The organism is Yinghuangia sp. ASG 101, assembly GCF_021165735.1.
Classification (GTDB): Bacteria; Actinomycetota; Actinomycetes; order Streptomycetales; family Streptomycetaceae; genus Yinghuangia.
In genome coordinates, this window is record NZ_CP088911.1 from 7,399,239 (window position 1) to 7,422,080 (window position 22,842).

Annotated in this window: 11 protein-coding genes; 7 read left to right on the top strand and 4 right to left on the bottom strand. The window is 68.5% G+C overall.

Features of this window, described 5'->3' with window-relative positions; genetic code table 11:
* Position 1: 1 nt before the first annotated feature.
* Positions 2 to 7,564, bottom strand: a complete 7,563-nt coding sequence (locus LO772_RS31660) for a type I polyketide synthase (RefSeq protein WP_231775461.1) — start codon at positions 7,562 to 7,564, stop codon at positions 2 to 4.
* Between the two features lie 2 nt (positions 7,565 to 7,566).
* Positions 7,567 to 8,556 carry a prenyltransferase/squalene oxidase repeat-containing protein gene (locus LO772_RS31665; protein WP_231775462.1) on the bottom strand — a complete coding sequence of 330 codons (990 nt, stop codon included), beginning with the start codon at positions 8,554 to 8,556 and terminating at the stop codon, positions 7,567 to 7,569.
* A 604-nt stretch (positions 8,557 to 9,160) separates the two neighbouring features.
* Here LO772_RS31665 and LO772_RS31670 point away from each other — a divergent pair.
* The 5 genes from LO772_RS31670 to LO772_RS31690 all read left to right on the top strand — a co-directional run bounded on the left by LO772_RS31670 (position 9,161) and on the right by LO772_RS31690 (position 17,564).
* Complete coding sequence (locus tag LO772_RS31670) at positions 9,161 to 10,903, top strand: class I adenylate-forming enzyme family protein (protein ID WP_269453122.1); 1,743 nt, start codon at positions 9,161 to 9,163, stop codon at positions 10,901 to 10,903.
* A complete protein-coding gene (locus tag LO772_RS31675; RefSeq protein ID WP_231775464.1) occupies positions 10,900 to 12,189 on the top strand; it encodes a cytochrome P450 in 1,290 nt (429 codons plus the stop codon). Before LO772_RS31670 ends, LO772_RS31675 begins: the two co-directional genes overlap by 4 nt.
* 991 nt (positions 12,190 to 13,180) lie before the next feature.
* Entirely contained in the window at positions 13,181 to 14,167 is a 987-nt protein-coding gene (locus tag LO772_RS31680) for an AraC family transcriptional regulator (protein WP_231775465.1), read from the top strand.
* A gap of 185 nt (positions 14,168 to 14,352) precedes the next feature.
* Complete coding sequence (locus tag LO772_RS31685) at positions 14,353 to 14,910, top strand: hypothetical protein (protein WP_231775466.1); 558 nt, start codon at positions 14,353 to 14,355, stop codon at positions 14,908 to 14,910.
* A 1,856-nt stretch (positions 14,911 to 16,766) separates the two neighbouring features.
* A complete protein-coding gene (locus LO772_RS31690) occupies positions 16,767 to 17,564 on the top strand; it encodes a WD40 repeat domain-containing protein (protein WP_231775467.1) in 798 nt (265 codons plus the stop codon).
* Between the two features lie 655 nt (positions 17,565 to 18,219).
* Here LO772_RS31690 and LO772_RS31695 read toward each other — a convergent pair.
* Entirely contained in the window at positions 18,220 to 18,966 is a 747-nt protein-coding gene (locus tag LO772_RS31695) for a TetR/AcrR family transcriptional regulator (protein ID WP_231775468.1), read from the bottom strand.
* 76 nt (positions 18,967 to 19,042) lie between these two features.
* On the opposite strand from LO772_RS31695, the gene LO772_RS31700 reads away from it, so the two are divergent.
* On the top strand, positions 19,043 to 19,372 hold the full coding sequence (locus LO772_RS31700; RefSeq protein WP_231775469.1) for a DUF1330 domain-containing protein: 330 nt from the start codon (positions 19,043 to 19,045) through the stop codon (positions 19,370 to 19,372).
* Positions 19,373 to 20,139: 767 nt separating this feature from the next.
* Positions 20,140 to 21,252, top strand: coding sequence for a GTP-binding protein (locus tag LO772_RS31705; protein WP_269453124.1), 1,113 nt, complete (start codon positions 20,140 to 20,142; stop codon positions 21,250 to 21,252).
* Positions 21,253 to 21,937: 685 nt separating this feature from the next.
* Here the strand turns inward: LO772_RS31705 and LO772_RS31715 are convergent.
* A complete protein-coding gene (locus tag LO772_RS31715; protein WP_231775471.1) occupies positions 21,938 to 22,738 on the bottom strand; it encodes an SIR2 family NAD-dependent protein deacylase in 801 nt (266 codons plus the stop codon).
* Between the last annotated feature and the right edge of the window lie 104 nt (positions 22,739 to 22,842).

Genomic DNA, 22,842 nt, shown 5'->3' on the forward strand with positions numbered 1-22,842 from the left:
CCTAACTCACCGCCGGAGACTGGTTCTTGTCGCCCAATTGTTCCACGAGGCGACCGGACAACTCCTCCAGGCTGGGGCCCTTCATCAGTTCCATGATCGTGACCTTCGCCCCCAGCTCCCGTTCGATCCACGAGCTGAGTTCGACCGCGAGCAGGGAGTCGAGGTAGTCCATCAGCGGCATGTCCTCCTCCAACGCGTCATGGGGGATGCCCAGCACCGCGGCGACGCGTGTCCCGAGCGCGGCCTTGACCAACTGCTCCCGAGCCTCGGGGGTCCGGGCGGCCACGCGGTGGCGCAGGTTGCCCCCGGTCGTCGCATCCTCGCCGATTCCCGCCGTACCGGCGTGCCTCGCGAAGAGTTCGTCATAGCGCGGATGTTCGCACTGTTCGAGGCCGTGGTGCCGGAAGAAGGTCGGCCAATCCATGGGCAGCACACCCACCTGGGCAAACGAGCTCTTGCCCAGTGCCGTCAGTGCCTCGAACGCCTGGGCGGCGGTGAGGCTCCGCATACCGGTCGCCGCGACCGCGCGCCCGATGTCTTGGTTGCGCGCCAGGTATCCGGCGTCGGAAACCGCTCCCCAGTTCACCGAAAGCGCGGGCAGCCCCCAGGAGCGGCGGGCTTCCGCGAGATGGTCGAGGAACGCGTTCGCCGCCGCGTAGTTCGCCTGGCCGCGGTTTCCGATCATGGACGTCGCCGAGGAGAACATGACGAATGCGTCCAGCGGCAGGTGCCGGGTCAGTTCGTGCAGGTTCCACGCTCCGAGCGCCTTCGGCCGCATCACGCTTGCCAGGCGGTCTTCGTTCAGATCGGTGGTGAGCGCGTCGTCCAGGACCATGGCACAGTGCAGGACGCCGCGCAGCGGTGGCAGAGTCCCGTCGATCCGGTCGAGCAGGGAGCTCAGGTCGTCGTGCGACGTCACGTCGACGGACTCGACCACGACCGTGATTCCCTTCCCCCGGAGGGCGTCGACGCGTGCCTTCGCTTCGTCGTTGCCGGCTCCGGAGCGCCCGAGGAGAACCAGATGCCGCGCGCCCGCGTCCGCGAGTGATTCGGCCATGCTCAGGCCCACGCCGCCGAGGCCCCCGGTGATGAGCCACGTTCCGTGCGGCTGAGTGCGTGCGGTGTCGCGGACGGACCGGACGGGAACGCCGCCTTCGTCCATCGCGATGACGAGCTTGCCGATGTGGCGCGACCCGGCCAGGTGCCTGAACGCTGTTTCGGTCTCGGACGGAGGAAAGACGCGGTGGGGTAGCGCGTGCAGTTCTCCCGCCGCGAAGAGCCGCATCAGTTCTTCGAGTTCGGCACGCACCTCTTGGGGGCGGTCCATGAGGAGTTGCCTCAGGTCGAATCCGAAGTACGCGAGGTTCCGGAGGAACGGGCGCAATCCGAGCCTGCGGTCGGCGAGCAGGTCGACTTTGCCGAGTTCGACGAAGCGCCCATACGGAGCCAGGCAGGCGATGCTCCGGTCGACCGCTTCGCCGGCTATGGAGTTCAGGACCACGTCGACGCCGGCCCCTGCCGTGGCTTCGAGGATGTCTTCCGCGAAGTCGAGAGATCGGGAGTCGAGGACGTGTCGTACTCCGAGTGACCGCAGCAGGGCCCGCTTCTTCGGGCTGCCCGCGGTGGCAAAGACCTCCGCTCCGGCCCGGCGGGCGATCTGGAGGGCCGCGAGTCCGGTGCCGCCGGATGCGGCGTGGATCAGCACGCGCTCGCCGGCCCGCAGGCGTGCCAGCTTGTGCAGCGCGTACCAGGCGGTCAGGAAGACGATCGGGATCGACGCGGCTTCCTCGAATGTCAGCGTGTCCGGTTTCCGGACGACGCCCGCGGCGTCCACGGTCAGATGCGAGGCGATGGTGCCCTGCTCACCGACGACGGCCACGACCGGGTCACCCACCTCCAGACCGCTGACGCCCTCGCCGACACGGGTGACGACCCCGGCGCACTCCGCTCCGAATCGGTGGGTGCGGGCGGACTCCAACAGCGGGACCTGGCCCAGCGCCGTCAGGACGTCGAGGAAGTTGAGTCCGGCGGCGGCGACTTCGACCTCGACGTGGCCGGGCTTCGGCGCGGTCCGGGGGGAGGCGTGGAAGCTCAGGTGGTCGAGTGCTCCGGGAGTCTCCGTGCCGAGCGCGAAGCCGGTGTCCGCCGGAAGGTCGGACGCGGGAGTCGGTGAGCGCACCGTGTCGGCGGGCAGGGGTACAAGCCGTCGTGTGAAGCGCTCCCCGGCGCGCAGAACGACTTCGCGTTCGTGGTCTGCGGCCCACAGCTCCGCCCATACGGCGTCCGCTTCTCCCGGGTCGGGCACAGGGTCGAGGTCGATCATGGCGCATCGCGCCTGTGGTGCTTCGAGGCCGACCACGAGACCGAGCCCCCATGCGGACGCCCCCTGAAGCGCCGGGGTCGCGTTGCGGAAGGCGTGTGCTCCGCGGGTGAGGACGTAGAGCTTCGGCCAGGTCGCCGGAGCCCGGCGGTCGACCGCGCGGATGACGTGGACGATGTCGAGGCACAGGGCGCGCCCGGCGGTGTCCAGGGCCGCACCGTCGAGGACGCGATCCGGGGGAGTGGCGGAGTCCTGGAGCTGGATGACTCCTTGGAGGTGGAGCGGCGCGATGAGCCGGTCGTATTCGTCGGGTTCCCCGCCGCGAGCGTTCCGCGGCGGCACGATGACGGCGTTTCCTCCGCGCTCGGTGAGGCGTCGCGCGAGTTCCGCTGCGAGTCCGCCGGGCTCGGACAGGATCAGCCAGTCTCCCGTTTCCGTGGTCGGGTCGGGGCGGGCCACCCGCGCGCTGTCGGCATGAGGGCCGGCCTGCCCGGGCGCGACGGCGAGCAGTACCGACTGCCCGCCGGCTCCCGCGTGGCGGGGGTCGCCCAGCGCCACGACGTCGTCGTATCCGACCGAGCGCAGGAGCTTGTCCCACCCAGGGAGCGTCAGGAGTGGGCCGTCGGGGCGCAGGACAAGGTCGCGCGAGGCCCACCACCCGTCGGTGAGGCCGAAGGTCAGATCCAGCCAACGGTTGCCCGGCTCGGCCTCGATCAGGGCGAGGACGCCGCCGGGAGCGAGTGCCTCACCGAGGTTCGAGAGGGTCCTTTTGACGTCGGTCGTCGCGTGGACGACATCGGCCGCGAGAACCAGGTCGAACGACCCGGCGGCGATGCCTTGGTCCTGGAGGTCGTTCTCCAGGTCGAGGGTCCGGCAGTCCAGGAATCCGTGGTCCCGGAATCGCTCGCGTGCGCCCTGGACGAAAGCGGGCGACACATCGGTGAACGTGTACGCGCAGCGGTCGGACGGCAGGACGGTGAGCACGTGGGCGGTCAACCCGCCGGTTCCGCCGCCCACTTCCAGGACGCGCAGGGTGCGTCGCGGGTCGGCGGTCCGTGCCAGCGTCTCGACCGCCTTCTTCATCACGACGTTGTGGAACCGCGCGATGGGTGAGGTCTGGTAGATGGGCTCGGTGTCCTCGGGGGAGCCCTGGGGGAAGAGCAGTTCGAGCGGATCGGTGCGGCCGACGAGTACGTCCCGCAGGTGTGTCCCGGTCGCGCGCAGGAGCAGCAACTCCCAGACACACGAGGGGTATTCGGTGAGGGCTTCCGCCCAACGCGTCTCGGTTTCCGCGTTGCGGGCGAGCTCGACCCGGTAGCGGCCGTCGTGTTCGCTCAGGAACCCGTCCTCGACGAGGAAGCGCAGGAAACCGCCCAGCGCGCGCCGGTACCGCGGCAAGAGGTCGGTGAAATCCCCGATGGAGAAGACGTCCCCGACCGCGGTGCCGACGCCGAACTCGCGGAGACAGTCGGCGACATAGTCCGCGCACAAGCGACGGACGGTGTCCTGGTAGTCGGCGGTGTACGCCGTCCGGTCCAGGCGTTCGGCGACGGTATGGCGCACCGGCTCCAGTTGGCGGCGCAGTTCGTCGGCTCGCAGGGTGAGGGCACCGGGCCGCGGGGCGCCGCCGAGGTCGCCGGTACTGTGCTCCCGGTCCGCTTTCCACTGGAAGCGGTAGAAGTGGTTGTCGATGCTGTCGCCGTCCGCCCGCGACTGCCTGAGTACTTTGCCGTGCAGCGGCGCGTATTCGCCCAGGAGGTTTCCGGCCTCGTCCAAGACGTGGATGTCGACGGACAACCCGGTCGCGTCCAGCCTGCGCACGCGCGTGTGGCACCAGGCCGGGATTCCGGCGTCGCTGTGAACGCGTACCCTCTCGATGCCGGTCGGCAGATAGGTGAAGGGCAGGAGCTCGTCGGGGCGGTCGTCGGACGGGTGAAGGATCGCGCTCTGGAAGCACGCGTCAAGCAGCGCCGGGTGGAAGAGGTAGCCCGCGGAGCGCTTCTTGAGTACGCGAGGCGTCTCCACGCGGGCAAGCCCCTCGCCCGGGCCGACGTACAGGCGGCTGATGCCGCAGAAGGCCGGCCCGTACGCGTACCCGTTGGCACGCAGTCGTCCGTACACGTCCGCGGCCGAGTACGTGGACGAGCAGCGCGCGCGGATCGCGTCGAGGTCGAAGGAGCGCGTGGGGGGAGCGCCGGAGTCGCGGTGGAACCGGCCGCGGACATTGCGTACCCAGCCCGCTTCGTGTACCGCTCTGTGGTGGAACTCGAACGTCCCCTCGTCGGGGTCCAGTTCGACGCGGCTGACGTGCGGTTGGTCTCCCAGGATGCAGGCGCGTTCGAACTCGACGAAGTCGAGCGCGCAGGCCTCGCCGGTCAGCTCACGTGCCGCCGCCAGCGCGGCCTCGATGTAGGCGGCGCCCGGCACGATGACGGAGCCGAAGACATCGTGCTCCTTGACCCAGGCGAGGCGATGGTCGTCCCACTTGATCTCCCAGGTGGGGCGAGCCACGTCGACGCGCTTGAGCATGGGGTGCGACTGCCCGCCCGAGCGGTACCGGCGGGATGTCTCGGTCTCGTTCCAGAAGGACTCGTGCATCCACGGGTTCGACGGCAAGTCGAGCGTCGGGACCCCGTCGGGGTGGCGGCGGCGCCAATCCACTTCACGCCCGCTGGTGTACAGCGTCGCGAACGCACCGAGGAAGCGTTCCCAGTCGTCCTTGTCGCGCGCCAGCGTCGAGACCACAGGGGCGTCGCTGCCCGCGTCCGCCAGGATCTCCTTGAGAGAATTGGCCAGCACCGGGTGCGGACTCAGCTCGACGAAGGCATCGAACCCGTCCGCGAGCATCGCGTGGATCGCCGGTGCGAAGAGCACCGGCTCGCGAAAGTTGCGCCACCAATAGGAGGCACTGAGTTCACCGCCCGCGATCCGTGCCCCGGTGACGGTCGAGTACATCGGGGTGGTCGTCGCGCCACCCTCCACCCCATCGATCGCGATCATCAAATCGTCGTGGAGCGGGTCCATGTCCGCGCTGTGGCACGCGCAGTTGACACGCAGGACACGCGCGAAGACCTCTCGGTTCCGCAGTTCGGCGGCGAGTGCCTCGAGCGCGTCCCGGCGACCCGACAGGGTGGACGCCCGCGGGCTGTTCCGGGCGGCGAGGGAGATCGGTCGACCGGCGCACAGCGCCTGCGCCTCGTCCGGCCCGACGGCGACGAACATCATCGCGCCGGCGGGATCCGCCCGTTCCTGGATGCGCGCCCGATGGCAGATCACCCGCAACGCCGCGTCGAGTGTCAAGGCGCCCGACACGTGTGCGGCGGCCAGCTCCCCCATGCTGTGTCCGGCGACGCCATCGGGCACCACGCCCCAGGACTTCCACAGTTCGGTGAGCGCGACCTGGAGGGCGAACATGGTCGGTTGCAGGCAGTGCGTTTCCTGGACCCGCGAGGACGCCTCATCGGGAGCTGTCAGTGCCTCGAGGATCGACCAACCCAGGTAGGGGCGGGCGATCCTGTCGCACTCCTGGATCTTCGCGCGGAACACCGGGCTCGTCTCCAGCAGGGTTCGGCCCATCGCGAACCACTGCGGGCCTTGTCCGTTGAACACGAAGGCGATCTTGCCGGGCCCGGTGCCACGGCGGGTCTGCGCGTGGATGACTCCCTCGGCCCGCTCGCCTTCGGCGTACCCTCGGAGCTTTTCGGCGGCGTCCGCGGCGGCGGAGGCGATCACGGCGAGCCGGTGCTGGTGGTGCGTACGTCGCAGCGCGAGGTTGGCGCCGAGCCGTTCCAGGTCGACGGGACCGCGATCCAGCCGTTCGGCATGGTCGCGTGCCAAGCGCCGCAGGGCGGGTTCGCTGCGCGCGCTGAGCGTGAGGACGGTGGGGCTGTGCGTCGCGCTCGGGGGTTCGGCCGGTGCGACTCGGGGTTCCGGGGCCTGGTCCAGCACCACATTGGCGTTGGTGCCGCCGAAACCGAAGGAGTTCACGCTGGCGACGGCCCGGGAGTAGTGCGCCGGCCACGGCCGCAGGCTCGTCGGCACGGCCAACCGCCGGCCCGCGAAGTCGATGTGCGGGTTGGGGGCCTGGAAATGCAAGCTGGGCACGATCTGGCGGTGGTGCACGGACAACGCGGCCTTGATGAGTCCCGCGATACCCGCGCCGGCCTCCAGATGACCGATGTTCGTCTTGATCGATCCGACGAAGGCCACCCGGTCCGGATCGCGGTCGGCGGCGAGGACACGCCCGAGAGCGTTGGCTTCGATGGGGTCGCCCACAGGTGTCCCGGTGCCGTGGGCCTCGATGTAGCCGACGTCGCCGGGCGCGATCCCGGCGACGGCGAGGGCCGCCCGGAAATTCTCGGCCTGGGCGTCCTCGCTCGGGACGGTGATGCCCTGGGTTCGGCCGTCCTGGTTGACCGCGGTGCCCCGGATCACGGCGTAGACGCGATCCCCGTCGCGTTCCGCCCGGCTGAGGGGTTTGAGTACGACAACGCCTGCGCCTTCGCCGCGTACGTAGCCGTTCGCCGCGGCGTCGAACGCCTTCGAGCGGGCATCCGGCGACAGCATCGCGGCTTGGCTCAGAGCGATCGCGAACTGCGGCGTCAGCATGACGTTGACTCCGCCCGCGATCGCCAGCTCGCTTTCCCCGGTGGCGAGACTTCGGCAGGCCAGGTGTACCGCCACGAGTGACGACGAACAAGCCGTATCGATCGTCATGCTCGGGCCACGCAGGTCAAACGTGTAGGAGAGGCGATTCGACAGGATGCTCATGAACGTGCCGGTCGCCGAGTGCGGACCCAGGCCTTCGATCTCGCTGGGCAGGCCCTGGAGTCCGCCGTAGTCCTGGCTGCAGGCTCCCAGGAACACGCCGGTTCGCGAACCCACGAGGGTGTCCGGAACAACGCCCGCGTCCTCGAAGGTCTCCCAGCACACCTCCATGAGCAGGCGCTGCTGAGGGTCCATCTGCGCCGCGACCCGACCCGATATGCCGAAGAACGCGGCGTCGAACGCGTCCACGTTCTCCAGGAACCCCCCTTCCCGAGCGCTCATGCGGCCCGGCTGCTGCGCCTTGGGCGAGTAGTAGCGGTCGACGTCCCAGCGGTCCGGAGGGATGGGGCCGATCGCGTCGACGCCGTTCACCAGGACGTTCCAGAGCGAGTCGTGGCCGGTGATGCCACCCGGGAGTCGACAGCCGATCCCGATGATCGCGACGGGTTCCCCCGCGCCATCGTGTGGGTGAGTCATCGTCAGGCCTCCAGAATCGAGAGTTGCTTGAACGCCGAGAGGATCTGCGCCGTGGTGACGACGTCCTGGGTCGCCCGGAATTCCCGGTAGCTGTCGGTGGCGGGGTAGGGGTATGTGCCGCCGTGCCATGAGCCGTTCGATCTGCGGCGTCGGAGCAGCCACTCCACGGCGCGGCGCACGGGCGGCTCGTCCGAGCCCATTCCGGCGTGTACGAGGGTCTCAAGCGCCAGCGCTGTGTGCTGCTCGGGCGCCGCGTAGTCCCCGAACCCCTCGACGCGGTCGTACCAACTGCCGTCGTCGCGCTGCCGGTTCAGCACGAAATCGCGGGCGGCGCCGACCGGGGCATGGTGGCCGAAGCCGGAGAGCGCCGCTACGGCCGGCCGCATGAGGTAGTAGTAGGTGCCGTAGTAGTACCAGTTGATCCCGAAGTGGCCTTCGCGTTTCTGCGCCTTGACGAGGAAGTCGAGGGCCTCGTCAAGGTAGAGGGCGTCGACGTCCAGTCCGAGCAGGGCCGTGAGCGCGAAGCCCGTCACGGACGGCTCGGTCTGGAATGCCCTGGGGATGTGTGAATGGACCTCCGCCCAAGGCCCGGACGGGAGTTGCGTGCTCCTCAGGAACACGGCCTTGCGCCGGGCGTCGTCGAGGAGGCCGAGGTGGGTGAGGCCGGCGATGTACTCGCTGCTGGTCTCCGTGCAGTATTCGGCCGGCCCGACCTCGATCGCGCCCCAGCTCAGCATGCCGGTCGGCTTCTGCCGAGACCGGAGGAACCGCAGCAATCCCTCGACCGTGTCCCCGTCGTCGAAGGCGCTCGCGCCGCGCCAAAGAGCGATCGCCTTGAGCGCGTTGACCGAATCCCACTCCTGGAAAACCAGCGTTCCGGGCTGCTCCACGATGGACCCATCGGGGCGTTGGCAACTCCGGAAGTACGCGAGGGCATCGTGCACGACATCCGCCAGGGATACGCCCTGTCCCTCGAACACTTGCGTGATCATATCCCCATCCGCTTGCTCGGCAATCTTCCCGCGATATTGCCTGCGGGTGCCTTGATCCATTCGATCGGGCCGATAAATCGGAGCCGGTTTCCAGCAGGTTTCAATCATCTCTCAGGTGTAGATCAAGACCTGCCGGCCCTGAGAGCGCAGGGGAGAACGCGAGGTGTCCACGGGGTTGTATGAGAGGGGAAGCCGAGATGAATTCTTCGCATACCGCTCCACGAGCTTGACAGTACGCATCGAAACCTCGAATGAGAGCGACGCGGCCGAATGTAGATCGGCTGCTCCACGCGTGTCAACAGCCGCTTGTCAGGCGAAATCGGAGCCTCCGTCCGGGTAGCCGATTGTTCCCCTTCCGGTCGCGGATTGAGCGGTTGACAGCGTTCGCGAAAAGTGTCTAGCGTGATCATCCTCGCTGGTCATCGCCATGTGACCTGGATTTCTCGGCTAACCGACCAGTCGTTCGCATCCGGGCCGACAGGTTTGCCGGCGTGACTTCCTCGGCCGAGCCGCGCGGGAATATCCAAAACACGCGAACGCGCCGACGGGCACGTGTCAGACGCCCGCCGGTCCGGTATGAATCGTGAATATAGATGGAGTCCTCATGGGCAAGAGTCCGCTCACCAATCCCGCGGATACGCACGATCCTCCGGTCCCGGCCGTGCCCCTGGGGAATCTCCTCGATCAGCGAGCGGCCGATCACGGCGGGCGCTTGGCGCTTTCTTTCCCCGGCGCCGAGGTCACGTACGCGGAGTTGGCCGCCCGGGCGGATTTCTTCGCACGAGGACTGCTCGCACTCGATATCCGACCCGGCGAAGCCGTCGGGATCCTTCTCCCCAACTGTGTGGATTCACTGGCCGCATTGTTCGGGGCGGCGAAGATCGGTGCCCTTCCCGTCCCGATCAGTACGCGATTCAAATCCCTCGAGCTGGACCAGGTGATCCGGCACTCCGGCATGCGCGTGCTGTTCACCAGCCCGCCGACGGCCGGCGCTCCGGCGTTTCCCGACCTGCTTCTCGAGGCGTTTCCGCACCTCTCCGGGAGAACCGGCGCCGTCCCGGACCAGGGAGAACCGTGCGCGTTGGAGCACGCCGTCCTCTTGGGGGGCGAAAGCCGCGCCGGCTTCACGTCCGAGGACCGGTTCCGCGAGGCGGCCCGCCGCGTGGATCCCGAACACGCGCTGCGACGCCAGGCGTCGGTACGCGCCGGCGACACGGCGGTCGTGATGTACACCTCGGGCACCACCGCGAGCCCGAAGGGCGCGATGATCAGCCATGAGGCGTTCGGCTGTCTGGCGGCGGGGCTGACCCACACCCGCTTCTTCCTCACGCCGGAGGACCGCGTGTGGACGATGCTCCCGTTGTTCCACATCGGCGGCATCGCCTTCGCCCTTGCCGCGCTCTACGCCGGATGCTCCTTCCATCACGTGGGCTTCTTCAGCCCGGACACCGCACTCGACCTCCTTGAGGCGCAGCGATGCACCGTCGTGCTCCCCGGGTTCGAGACAGTGTGGCTGCCAGTGGTCGACCGGCCTGACTTCCGCGAACGCGACTTCTCCTCGATCCGGCTGGTGATGGTGGTCGGAGTGCCCGAGAGATTGCGCGACATGGCAAGCCGACTGCCGAACGCCGTCCATGTGTCCTGTTTCGGCATGACCGAGGCGTCGTCGTTCCTGTCGCTGAACCACCAGTCGGACACCCTGGAACAGCGGACGACGACAGGTGGCCACCCCATGCCCGGCATGGAGTGCCGGGTCGTCGAGCCGGACACCGGGCGGCCACTTCCTCCGAACACCGAAGGCGAGCTGCTCTTCCGGGGAACCAACTGCTTCGACGGCTACTTCCGCGATCCCGAGTTGACCGCCGCGAGCTTCGACGACCAGGGGTGGTTCCATACCGGCGATGTCGCCACGATCGACCCTGACGGCAGGGTGACCTTCGTCGCCCGGCTCAAGGACATGCTGAAGGTCGGTGGCGAGAACGTGTCCGCCGCGGAGGTCGAGGACTACCTTCTTCGGCACCCGGCGGTCAACGTGGCACAAGTGGTTGCCGCGCCGGATGCCTACTACGTGGAGGTTCCCGCCGCGTTCGTCGAGCTGAAACCGGGTGCCTCGGTCACCGAGGAGGAGCTCATCGCGTTCTGCGTCGGCAACATCGCCGCGTACCGGGTTCCGCGCTACGTGCGGTTCGTTACCGAATGGCCGATGTCAGGCACCAAGGTCAAAAAGTACCAACTGCGCGAATACATAGCCGACGAGCTGCGGGCCAACGGCATCACCGAGGCGCCGCGGCCACAAGCCGCGCACCGCCCGTCCGCCGCCCGACTCGAATCGGCGGATCCGGCGTGACCGCGCGCACGACGGGGCGCCTGCGCGGAAACCTGTCGCTCCACCGCAGGAAGGCACGACTGTGGACCAGCGCCGCCCTGGGCGATCCCGTCTCCGCGGTGCTGTGCCTGCCCCGCGGCGCGGCGGGCTACGCACGCTACGAGCGGATACGCGAGCGGGGTGACCTGGTCCGGGGCCGTAGTGGGCTGTACATGACCGCCTCTCACCGCATCTGCGACGAGGTCCTGCGCAGCGACGCGTTCGGCGCCGTACCGACCACCGTGTCCAAGGTACGGCTGCGCGCATCGCCCGAAGAGCGGGAAGGTGGTCCCGTCCTCGTACACCCGCTCGACGACTCGTTCGCGTCCGTTGATCCCCCGGACCACACTCGACTGCGGAAGATCGTGGCCCCCTGGTTCACTCCCCACGCGCTGCGGTCCCGCAGGCAGTTTGTCGAGCAGGTCGTCGCCGAGCGGCTGGACCGCCTTGCGCCGACCACGTCCCTGGACCTGATCAGCGAATTCGCCGTCCAGGTGCCGAGCCTGGTGATCTGTGACCTCCTCGGCCTGCCGACGACGGATCACGATCGTTTCGTCCGGTGGGGGATCGAATTCGGTGCCATCGTCGACGGCGCACGCACCCCAGGAGAGTTTCGCCGCACGCGGGCCCTTCTCGATGAGATGTCCCGGTACTTTTCCGCTCTCGTCGAGGAGCGCCGACGACATCCGGGGCCGGACCTGGTCAGCAGAATGGTGGAGGCGGAGCGCGAGGGAGCAATGACGAGGGAGGGAGTCGTCGCCACCAGCGAGGCGCTTCTGATCGGCGGTTTCGTCACGACATCGAACATCATCGGCAACGGCGTGCTCGCACTGCTTGCCCACCCGGAGCAACGCGAGGTGTTCACAGCGGACTTGGACCAGTCCGACCGCGTCGTCGAGGAAACACTCAGGCTCGATGCGCCGGCCCAGTACAGCGTCCGCATTGTCCGTCGAGCGTGCGAGGTCGGCGGGGTCGAACTACCCGTCGGCACCCCCGTCGTCACCTTGCTGGCGGCTGCCAACCGTGACCCCGAGGTTTTCCCGGATCCGGCACGCTTCGATCTGAGCCGCCCGAACCTCCGGGAACACCTGTCCTTCGCCGCGGGCATCCACTACTGCATCGGGGCGGGACTGGCACGAATGGAGGGCGAGATAGCGCTGCGCGCCCTATTCGAGCGTTTCCCCCTGCTCCGACAAACGGGCCCGGCCCGCTACTGCCCCTCGCGCGTGATTCGGGGACCCATGTCCCTGCCAATGCGCTGCTCCTGACGAGCTTGAGCATGGTTGGTGATGAGTTGTCATAAACCTTGGCCAGACTGGGGGTTCACGTCTGATGCGCTGATGCGCGGGTGGTCGTCTGTTGGTGGGAGAGGAGGCCGGCGATGGGTCCCGATCGTGTCGCCGACGTGCCCTCGGCGGCTCAGGTGCCGGGCGGGTGGTCACCGGTTCCTCAGGTGCGCGATGCCTGTTCGATGGGGGCTCCCGCATGAGGCCTGGTCTTTGCGTCGCTGCTCATTGATCTCCAGGGCCCGTCGGGGGCGTTCTTCGTTGAACTTGCGGTGCGGCGGTGCGGCGGTGGGAGCACGCATCCGCCGGCTTGCGTGGCGAACCCGTGGCGGCCGGCGACGATTCGACCTCCGTGATCCCCGGTGCCGCGGCGAGCCACGGAATTGCGGACAGAGAACCGATCCGCCGGTACGTCTTCACGTCGGATGAGACGACGGACGAATTGCCCGAAGCGTCGATGCTCCAGGCCGGCACCGCTCTGAAAGTTCACCCGCCGTCGCCGAGCCAGGCCGAACGCTGCACGACAGCCCCTCTCCACCTGTTGTCGCGCTCCCACGAGCCGACGCCGGGGGTCCTCAACGCCCCGAAACCGGGCCGTGCCGGTCCGCCGTCAAGCCGGTGCGCGTCATCGACCATGCCCGCGAGGGCGTCCTCGCCGACCTGACGGACCCGGGAAAGCGACGGGTTGGGTGAGCGCATGGTTGGCGAACTCGTCGCGTGTCTGCGGCACTTGGGGCTCACTCCGGGCGACGCGGTCTTGGTGCACGGCTCGCCGCGCGGCGTCGGACGCGTTGCGGCGGTGTCCCCGGAGTGCTCGAAGTGCTTCGGAGCGCCGGCAACCGATATCGGGATGGCGCACGCCCTTTTGCGTCCCTCGGACGAACCATATGGATTCCTGCCTCCCGACGCCGGTTGTCGGTGTCGCAGGGAATGCGTCGGCCCGATCCGGGGCCACGGGGAAGCGAGGTGCCACATGGAGGAAAACGCCGAATCCACCGCGAAGGCCGGTGATGTGGTGTACGCGGGCGATAATCCCGATCGCCTGCATATCGTGCTCAACCAGGCGTTCACACCCCACGGCATGGATCTGGTGGGCAGGCGCTCCCTCGACGCCGACTTCACCGCCCTGCACGTCGGGCGCATCGCGGCCTACGACCTGAGCTACGGAACGGACGTGGAGGTGACCCCGGTCCGACCGCCCGAGCAGTACGTCATCCGCATCGGACACGCGGGACGCGCCTCACTCGACGTCCAAGGCGACCCGACGCCGTTCTCCCCCAGCGTCGTCAGCCCCGGCCTGGTGGTGACCGGGCGGTGGGACGCGGACACCCGCACACGCTTCCTGTGCATACCCCGCCGCCTCGTCGACCAGGCCGTGCGCACGCAGACGGGCGAAGTCCCCGAGAAGACCGTGGTGTTCGAGGCGGCGATGCGCGAGGACCGGCCGGAGACCGGAGCGTGGCTGCACCTCGCGCGCACCTTCGCGCGCACGGCCGCGAACGGGGCGCTGGCGCAATCCCCCCAGGCGGTCGCGCATTTCGAGCAGCTGCTCGTGCACAGCCTGCTGGCGGCGCAACCGCACTCGATGGCCTCGGCCCTCGACCGCGACCGCACGCACACGTACGGTCCCGGCCCGGTCCGGCGGGCGATGACCTTCTGCGAGGAGAACGCCCACCGCCCGGTCTCGGTGGGCGACATCGCGGCGGCGGCGCGCGTCGGCGTCCGGACACTGCAGGCGGAGTTCCGGCGGCGCCTGGGCATCACACCGATGAGATACCTGCGCCAGGTCCGACTCGCCGGCGCGCACGCCGACCTGCTCGGCATCGCCGAGGGCCGGGCGACGGGAACGATCGCCGAGGTCGCGAACCGCTGGGGATTCCCACGACGGCGGTACTTCACCACGATGTACGAGCGGACGTACGGCTGTCGCCCGTCGGACACGGTGGGCGAGGAACCCTAGGTGGGATCCGAGAGGTGCAGGCCATGAGTCCTGATCCCCCACCGTTTGCGATGCACCTCCGAGCGTCGGGCCTGATCCCGGAAAAGCCGCCGGGGGACGAAGCGCGAGTAATGGTCCTACTCTGGCTGTCTGGTCCCGGTCGCCTGTATCGGTGTCAGGGCGATGACGTGAGCGACGGAGTACAGATGGGCGTGATCACCGACTTCCTCCGGGCCCCAGACGATGTGGTGATCGTCCGGGCGATGGACGAGGAGTGGAAGCAGAACCTATTCGAAATGGGTCTCCTGGCCGAGACGGAGCAGGTCGGGGAGGACGAGAACTGGTCGTACCACGGGGAGGGCTTGCGGGTGCTTGACCGGGTGTCGGCTGACGGCATGTACGCCCCGGGGGTCCTACCAGCGCTGTTGGGGGCTGCCCGGGGCGCGACGCCGACGTCGGTATTGGTTGGGGAAGAACTGGTGTGGCCGCGCCGACCAACGGCTGACGAGCTGGACGCCGCTGGGGTATCCCCGATGGACAGCGGACCATGGGTGACCCGGCTGGACGATGATGTTCGGGACACGCTGGCTGACATCACCGATGCGGATGCGCCGCGGGTGGCAGCCAAGTGGGGGGAATGCGAAGCGCTTCGGGCATTTGATACGTCGTGCGAGGAACTGCGGGATGCTGTCATGCTGCTGGCCGGGTTCGCCCGGAAGGCGCGCGATGCGGGCGATCGGCTGTACCGCTACGTGAGTCTTTGAGGAAGGTTCAGTTCGTCTGTTCCGAAGGGTCGCTTGATGCTCCCCAAGCTTGTCTCTCGCCGCATATCTCCCCGCAATCTCGAGCGCCTCGGCGACGTGGCCGGCATCGAGCCGGGAGTCGGCATGCCATGGGTCTCGACAAAGGCGGATATGAATGCCTGCCGCCCTTCTCGGCGAGCGAGTCGACCTTGTCCGCGTTCTGAGGCTCGAACCCCGTAGGGGCTTCTACAGCCCGCGGTGAGCTGCAGGACATCGCCTTCGCGGCGGACTGCCCGAAGCTCCGAACTTCGGACGTCACGCGTGTCGCGTTCAACGACTCCGTTTTCGCCATCCGATTCTCACCGCCCTGCGGCTGAGGAGTCCCAGTACGTCGGCTGCCCCTCGATCACCATTGACAAGGAAAAAGCGCTGCTGAAGCCGGACTTCGAGGACTGTTACGCCAGGGCCGACCGCTTGGTGATCGCTGGGGCTTCCCGACAGCAAGGTCACCGTCGTCGACGTCTGTTTCTCCGGCACCGTGCAGAAGGCCTTGGCCGCGGCGTTCACGGAGATGGAATTCCGGGCGGGGAGTTCACGCGGGAGGTTAGCTGTTGGACACACTGGTGCTGCGGGACGAGGCCCCGCTGGTCAAGCAGGTGCGAGCCGAACTTGCCGAGAAGGACATCTCCGACCACTGACGCCGGCCGCCTCGCGCGGTACGCCGACCGATGGACGCGCCTCCACGGTCAACAGCGGGGAATCGGCTGTCCAACCGGTGCCGCACCGCGACCATCGCGGTCACCAGCCGGCGAAGGGCCTTGAGAAATCGGCTCGTCTGGATCCCTGAGCCGCGTCCCAATACCCGCAGCCTCGACGTGGACATCCCGCTCGAAGACTGTTGACGAGTAGGTTTGTGCCATCATGAGGAAGCGGATTCTGAGGTTCGGCTTGTACGCGGACGCGCAGGGACTGGCATGGGTCGGGGGACTCGTCGACCGGGCTGTAGGTTCCAGGAGTGCCCGGATGATCAGGGCGGACGTTGCGCGCGGTTATCCCGATGGCGACCTGACGACCGCTGAAGCGTACGATTTCCTGGCGGAACAGTGGGCTCTCGAACACCCTGGCCAGGCCGGCGGCGACCGGGAGGCGGTCGAGCTGCGTGTGCATCTGGCGTGTTCTTTGCGGACATGGCGAGCGATTCGCAAGTCAGTGATCAAGAGTTTGTGTCCCGAAGGAATGGCGCCCCACGTTTGCCGCGTTCCGTGGTGCGTTGGCTGAGTTGGCCGTATTGTCCACTGCGTCAGCGACGGTACGGCTGACCCAGCGGTCGTGTTCGAGGGTGCGCACGTTCCTCCGTGACACCATGAATGCCCGTCTTCGACTCCGACACGTATGCGTCGACATACCACGGGTGGCCCGCGCGCCAAATTGACTGTGGTCACGCGGTTGTGCCCGAAGGCCCCCGAGGCCGTCCGGACGGACGAGTAGGGTCCATGCATGATCACGTCCTGCTCCCACGAGCCTCCCCGAGCCGACGAACTGTTGTGCGATTCCTACTACTTGGTGCATGCGGACCCGGCCGAGGTCCTATCCTTGCCTCCGCGGGCCACGAGCGCCGCGGCCCGTTCGGCGGCGGTGTACCGGACGACGTTCGAGCGCCACCGTCGGGTCGACCCCGCCCGTCGTCGTCAGGCCTTGAGCCTGGACGCGGCGCGCCGGGGTCGGCCGAACTCGCCCGGCGCATGGCCGAAGTGACCGTGGCACCCGGCGGCTCGGGTGCTTCGATGTCCGTTGACTGGGATACCGGATGCCGGTCGAGCGACCGTCTGATCCGCCGATTCGCAGGGCGAACGGAGCGGGTGGAGGCGCTGACCACCGTGACTGTCGGCCACAAGGCCGTCGTGGTCGGCGCGAAGTACATCAACGACACCGTGCGCGTGGGGGACATGGCCACTGGCGCCGAGAAACGCGTCCTGGACCAGAAAGCGACGGCGGTGGCCACCACCATCCTGGACGGTCGTCCGACGGTGAGCCTCGACGGCACGATGAGGTTCTGGGGACTCGCTGACGGACGCCGGCTCGGCGAGCCACTGGCGTGCCACAGCGACGACATCGCCACCGCGGTCCTGCACAGTCGCCCTGTTGCGGTGACCGGTGGCGGGCCCGACAACGCCTTGCTCATCTGGGACCTGGCGACTCGCACGACGGTCGGCGGGCCCTTGACCGGACACAGCCTGCGTGCCGTCGAGGTCGCCGCCACCGTGGGCCGGGACAACGCGATGCTGTTGTGGGACATCACGCCCGCGGGCCCGATGGTGACCGCACCGTCCACAGGAGCCCCGTCCCGCAGTGCGTGGCGGGTGGACTGGGCGACGGGATCCGGCCTGAGGGAGGGGACGCCGCTGTCCTTTCCCAGGAAGACGTGCCAGGCGCTTGCCGCGGGAAACCTGGACGGCCGTGCCGTCGTGGTCGCCGGTGGTCGGGACGGGACACTCCAGGTTCTGAATCCGGTGACCGGCGACAGGAGCGGTGGTGAACCGGCCGCACACAAGGGCGCGGTGAACGCTCTCGCGCTGACCGTTCACGACGAACCGAGCCATCGCCGTCACGGGGGCGGCGACGGCACCGTCCGGGCGGGGATGACTCGATCGTCGTGTCGGACCTGGGTCCGGTAACACCGTGCCGGCCACCTGACGGCGCTTGCCACGACCCGGGTCGACGGCCGCCCCGTCGCAGTCAGTGTCGGAGCGGACAAGGTGGTCCGGGGCTGGAACGTGGCCGAGGGCGCACCGGTGCGTCACGCCTTGGCCGGTCGCACGCGGACGATCACGGCCTTGGCCACCGCGGTCCTCGAAGGGCGCCCCAAGGCGTTCTCCGCGGCGCGGACCGCACCGTGCGTGGCTGGGACCTCGTCGCCGACCGACCCGCGGGCGGCGACCTGGTCTTCCCTCACTCGATCGCCGCCCTCGCCGCGACTCCCCGAGGCCGGCTCGGCGTCTGCTTGGGCACCGACCTCGCCGTGCTGAGCCGCCACGAACCGCCGTTGCCGCCACGGAGTGCAGACGGTGAACCCGGAACCCCCGCGGCCGGTCGCGACGGGGCCGGTGGCGTGCCCTGAGATGTCCTGGCGAGCAGCGGACCCGCTTCGACGGCGGTGTCCTCAAAGCCAGGGCCGACGCTCCGGATCTGCTTCGGCAAGGCCGACGGCTGCGGATTCGCGAGTGGGCCTGGTGGGAACGCCTGTCCGCCCCGCCCCGTGCCCGGCGCACCGGGCGGGGAGGGGCGCGATTGGGCAGGTCCCCTGTTGGCAGCGGTCTGCGGCAGGGCGTTTCAGGGCCGTGCGGAACCGTCCGCGTCCAGTCCCAGTGATCTCACCAAGTCGAGCATTTCGGCGCGGTGAAGGGCGGCCGGGTTGTCGGCGACGGGGTGGATGTGGCCGTCGATCTCCAGGGCCACCAAGCCGTGCATCCGGCCCCACACGCGCAGCGCGAGTGCCGCGGCGGCGGGTGGCACGTCCGGGAGGTCCTCCCGGATTTTGGCGACGTAGTCCGGGTGAAGGTCCGCCCAGGAGGTGTCCTCGGGCTGGTGGTGCCGGGCGTGGGGCCATGCGGCTGCCACGAGGCGGGTGAGTTCGCGGCACACGCGGCGTGCCGTCCGGTCCACCGGACCGTCCTCGGGGGGCTGGTACCCGGGTACGGGGCGGCCGTAGAAGAGCCGGAAGTCCTCGGGGTGAGCCAGTGCCCACTCCCTCAGCGCCTGGCCCCAGGCCAGCAGCCTGCCGCCGGGGTCGGTGTCGGGTACGGCGTGGCTGGCCGATTCCACCGCGTCCGAGAGCGAGGCGGCGATTTCGTCGATCAGTGCGGTGATCAGGTCGTCCCGGGTGGGGAAGTAGCTGTAGATCGCGCGAGCCGTCATCCCCATGTCGCGGGCGATCCCGCGCAGTGAGATCGCTCCGGGGCCTTCTTCCGCCAGCTGCCGAAGCGCGATGGTCTTGATCTCCCGCGTCGTCTCGGCCCGCAGCCGCTCCCGGCGACTCGGCGCGCCCGGGACGGCTCTTCCGCTCTCGTCGATGCTCACTTCGGGAAGGTTACCGGGATGGGTTGGTATCCTCCGTGTCATTAGTACACGCCGTGTCCAAAAGAACGGGATGCACATGCCTGCTTATGTCATCGTCAATGCCGATGTGATCGACGAAGAGGCCGCGTGGGCCTACGCACCCGTCGCCCAGCGGTCCATCCTCAGCCATGGGGGCCGTTACCTGGCCGCGGGCCCCACACCCGCGCCCGTGGAGGGAACGTGGGACTCCGCCCGTTTCGTGGCCATCGAGTTCCCCGACATGGCCCGCGTCCGGGAGTGGTACGACTCCCCGGAGTACCGGCGGGCCCGGGAGATACGCGGGGACAAGGTCCGCGTGAGCATGCTCTTCGTCGAGGGCGCACCCCCCGAAGGCTTCTCCCTCCCGACGACGGCCCCACCCCACTGAACCAACCTCGCGTCGTGACTCCCATCGTCCCCTCGGCAACGCCGGTTCCGGTGGTGTTCGACACGGGAACCCGACTCGCCGACACGTCGCCCGTGTGCCTGCCTGCCGCCCTCGTGTGCGTCCGACAGCGGTGACGGTGAACCCCGGGCCTAGGCACAACTCGCCGTCGTGCGCGAACTTTTGGGTCGCCTGGGTCGAAGTGGTGCTCGACGGGATTGTGGCCGCCCGACTCGGCCCAAGTCGCGGCCGACGGGCTGATGTGCCCGCCCGGTCAGAGACACTGTCCTCGACATGCGGAGATGGCTGTGCGTCGCGGACACCCGAATTCCGTCATGTCGTCGGCCCGCCGGAACGCAGGGCATCGATCCCGCGAGAAAACAGCAGATCCTCTCTGCGGAGGCGCGCACATCCGTGTGCTCGTGGTCGTTGCTTTGCTCATCGCACTGATCGTGCCCCGGTGCTTTGCTTCGGCGCCGAGCAGGTCTTTGGCGCGTGTATCGGCGCCGCGACGACCCCGTAGGCTTGCCGACGTGCCTGATGACCTTTGCAATCGGCAAACGTCTCGACCACGTCCGCTGTCGGCAGCCTGGGGCGTCCTGTGACCGGGGTGGCGCCGCACGTGAACGTGGGGGTCTTCGGCGACACCGGACACGGTGCCTCCACGCTTGTCGAGGCATTGGCGGAAGTCGCCGACCGGCGGAGAGGCGGCCGGAGCCAGGTCCCCACCCGCTCACCACGAAACGTTGGGGACCGAAGCGACGCACAGCGTGACACAGACCTTCCCCTGCGCTACGTCGAGTGCCCGACTCGGGCGCCGGTACGTGTTCGTCGACATGCCGGGATCTGCCGCGACCGTTGACGTCGTCGTCGCCGCGGCGCAACTTGATGCGTTGGTCTTGGTTGTCTCGGCGCTCGACGGGGTCACCTCACGTACCGCCGAATTGCTGTTCTTGGCCCGTCAGACAGGTGTGCGGCATGTCTTGGCCGCGATCACCAAAACCGACGCCGCCGATGCCGAACTCGTCGACGTGGTCGCGCTGGAGACTGCGGACCTGGTTGCCCACGGTGGTCATGCCCGAGGAGGTGCACCGACCGCGGACGCCCTGGCCTCCGATGCCGTGGCCCCGGCAAGTTGGGGCACGCCGAGAATTCTGGCAGTGACCTCGGTTTCGGCGCTCGGTGCGCTGCAGGGCGAGTCCTGCCGAATCAGCGCTATCCGATCTTTGCTGAGCGCCGTTGATCGGCTCGTCCCGCCTCCGGTAAGGACTTTCACCCCGCCGTTCCTGCTGCCCGTTCAGCGCGTCGCCGCGGCCGACGGCGTAGCGGTCACCGGTGTCATCCGTCGGGGTCGGGTTCGCGTCGGGCAGACCGTCGACCCTGAACGCCTTGGGTCGCTGCGGGTGATCAGTCCCCGGTCGGGGCGCCGGGTGACCGGCATCGAGAGGCTCGGCAAGCCCGTACGTGAAGCGCGTGCCGGGGATCCGGTGACGCTGTTCCTGCAAGCCGAGCTCGACACCCTGCGCCACGCCCCGGTGGTCGCCGCGCACTACACGTTCGCTTGGCGCCGACGGTTCACGGCCTGGGTCCACCTGCACGGAACTTCGGCTGATCCCCTGGCGGCGCCGGTCTCGACCGGCTTCGCCCCGGGCATCGACTTCGGCGCGGTCGTCGTACTCGGGAGGGTGGACCTGGGTCCCATCGAACGCATCGGGCCCGGCGAGGATGCGGTCGTGCAGATCGACCTGCGGAACGGCGGCCTCCCGCTGGCGCCGGGACTGGAGTTCACCATCAGGAGCGCAACCCAAGTCATCGGCGCCGGAGTGGTCCTGGCCGTCGCGCCAGGAGAATCCGCCCACCATCACATGCCCACCGACTGGTAGCCGCGGCCTGAGCCCGTCACCGGGTGTTGATGCCGAGTTGACCGCTCCGAGATTCGGACGTGTCCTCGTTTCGCGGTGGCGGACGCGAACCGGGACGCGGTAGCGGCATATGCCGAGTGCTGCGGCCCATGGGACCGGGGCTACGACCTGTTCCGTCGCCGGCGGCGCAACGGCGCCTGGAAGCGATCTTCAAACAGTTGCGGGCCCCAGCAGGGCGAAGGGCCTCATCCCCTGAAATATCGGCGTGGACTTCACGATCACGCGAGCAACGAGCGCACCAGCACGCCGTTGAAGTGCGGAACGGGGCGTCCGATACCCGGCCATCGCGGGTTCGTGCCGACCGGGCGTATGGCTCTCGTGCGACCCGCGCGTACTTGTGTTCCGCGCGGCGGGTCGCCGACAGGCAGTTGAAGGTCATACCGCCGATCCGCGCTCGGCGCAGACGACAACGCAGGCAGGGAAAGCTCCGCGGCGACAGGGACTACGACTCCGCCCACCTGCGGCGATGGCCGGCCGGCGCGGCATCCAGCGCCCATTCCTGCGCACCAGCCCGCCACAAGGCCGCGGTTTGATCCCTCTCACCGCCGCGGCACTCCTTCGGCCCAGCTTCGCAAGCGGTCGAAGTCACCCACGACGGCATCAAGTCGGCACGACATCTGTGCACACCAGCCGCGTGACCGCGGCGTCAGCCACCAGACTCCGGCGCTGCCCGTGACGCCGATCCAGCCAAATGAGATGGTTTCCGGTTCCTGACGGCGTCGTGGAGCTCACCGAGCACATCGCGCAGAACAGTGGAGGCATCGCCGAGTACTTCCCGATCGAACGTCGCGGTGTTGTCGGGCCACGGCTGGGCGTTGACGAGTACTCGGAGCGTGCCAGGACGACAGCGGTCGATGAGCCCGGCAGCGGGGAACACCGTTCCGGAGGTACCGACGGCGATCCATACGTCGGCCTTGCGGGCAGCGTCGATCGAGGCGCGCATTCGCCTGGCCAGAAGATGTTCTCCGAACAGGACAACGTCAAGGCGGGCGATACGCCCGCAGCGCGGGCAGGTGGGTATGTCCTCGTGGAGGCTGTCATCGAACCAGGCTCCATGACGGGCATGGCATGCCCTCGCAGAGCAGCGAGTGTGGAAGACGTTGCCGTGGAGTTCGGTGACGTTCCCGGATCCCGCCCTGCCGTGGAGTCCGTCGACGTTCTGCGTGGCGATGTGTACGTCGAAGTAGGCTTCGGCGGCAACCAACGCTTCGTGTGCCGGATTGGGTTGGGCGAGGGATGATGCCTGCCTCAGTTCGTTCCAGTGGTCCCAGGCCTGTTGAGCTCTCCCGTGCCAGCGGGAGGCTGTGATGAGCTTTGAGATGTCCGGGTTCCGGTCCCACAGGCCGTTGCCGCCCCGGTAGACGGGCAGCCCTGACCGGGCGGAGACACCGGCCCCCGTGAGCACCGCGAGCCGCGGCTTGTGCTGAGCGACCACCGCATCGGTCATACGGTCATTCTCGGCCCTGGCGGAGTCTCTTGGCACCAGATTTACATGCCGCCTTCTCCTGACCTGCCCGACCACGTCGAAACCGCAAATCGGAGATTCTTGGG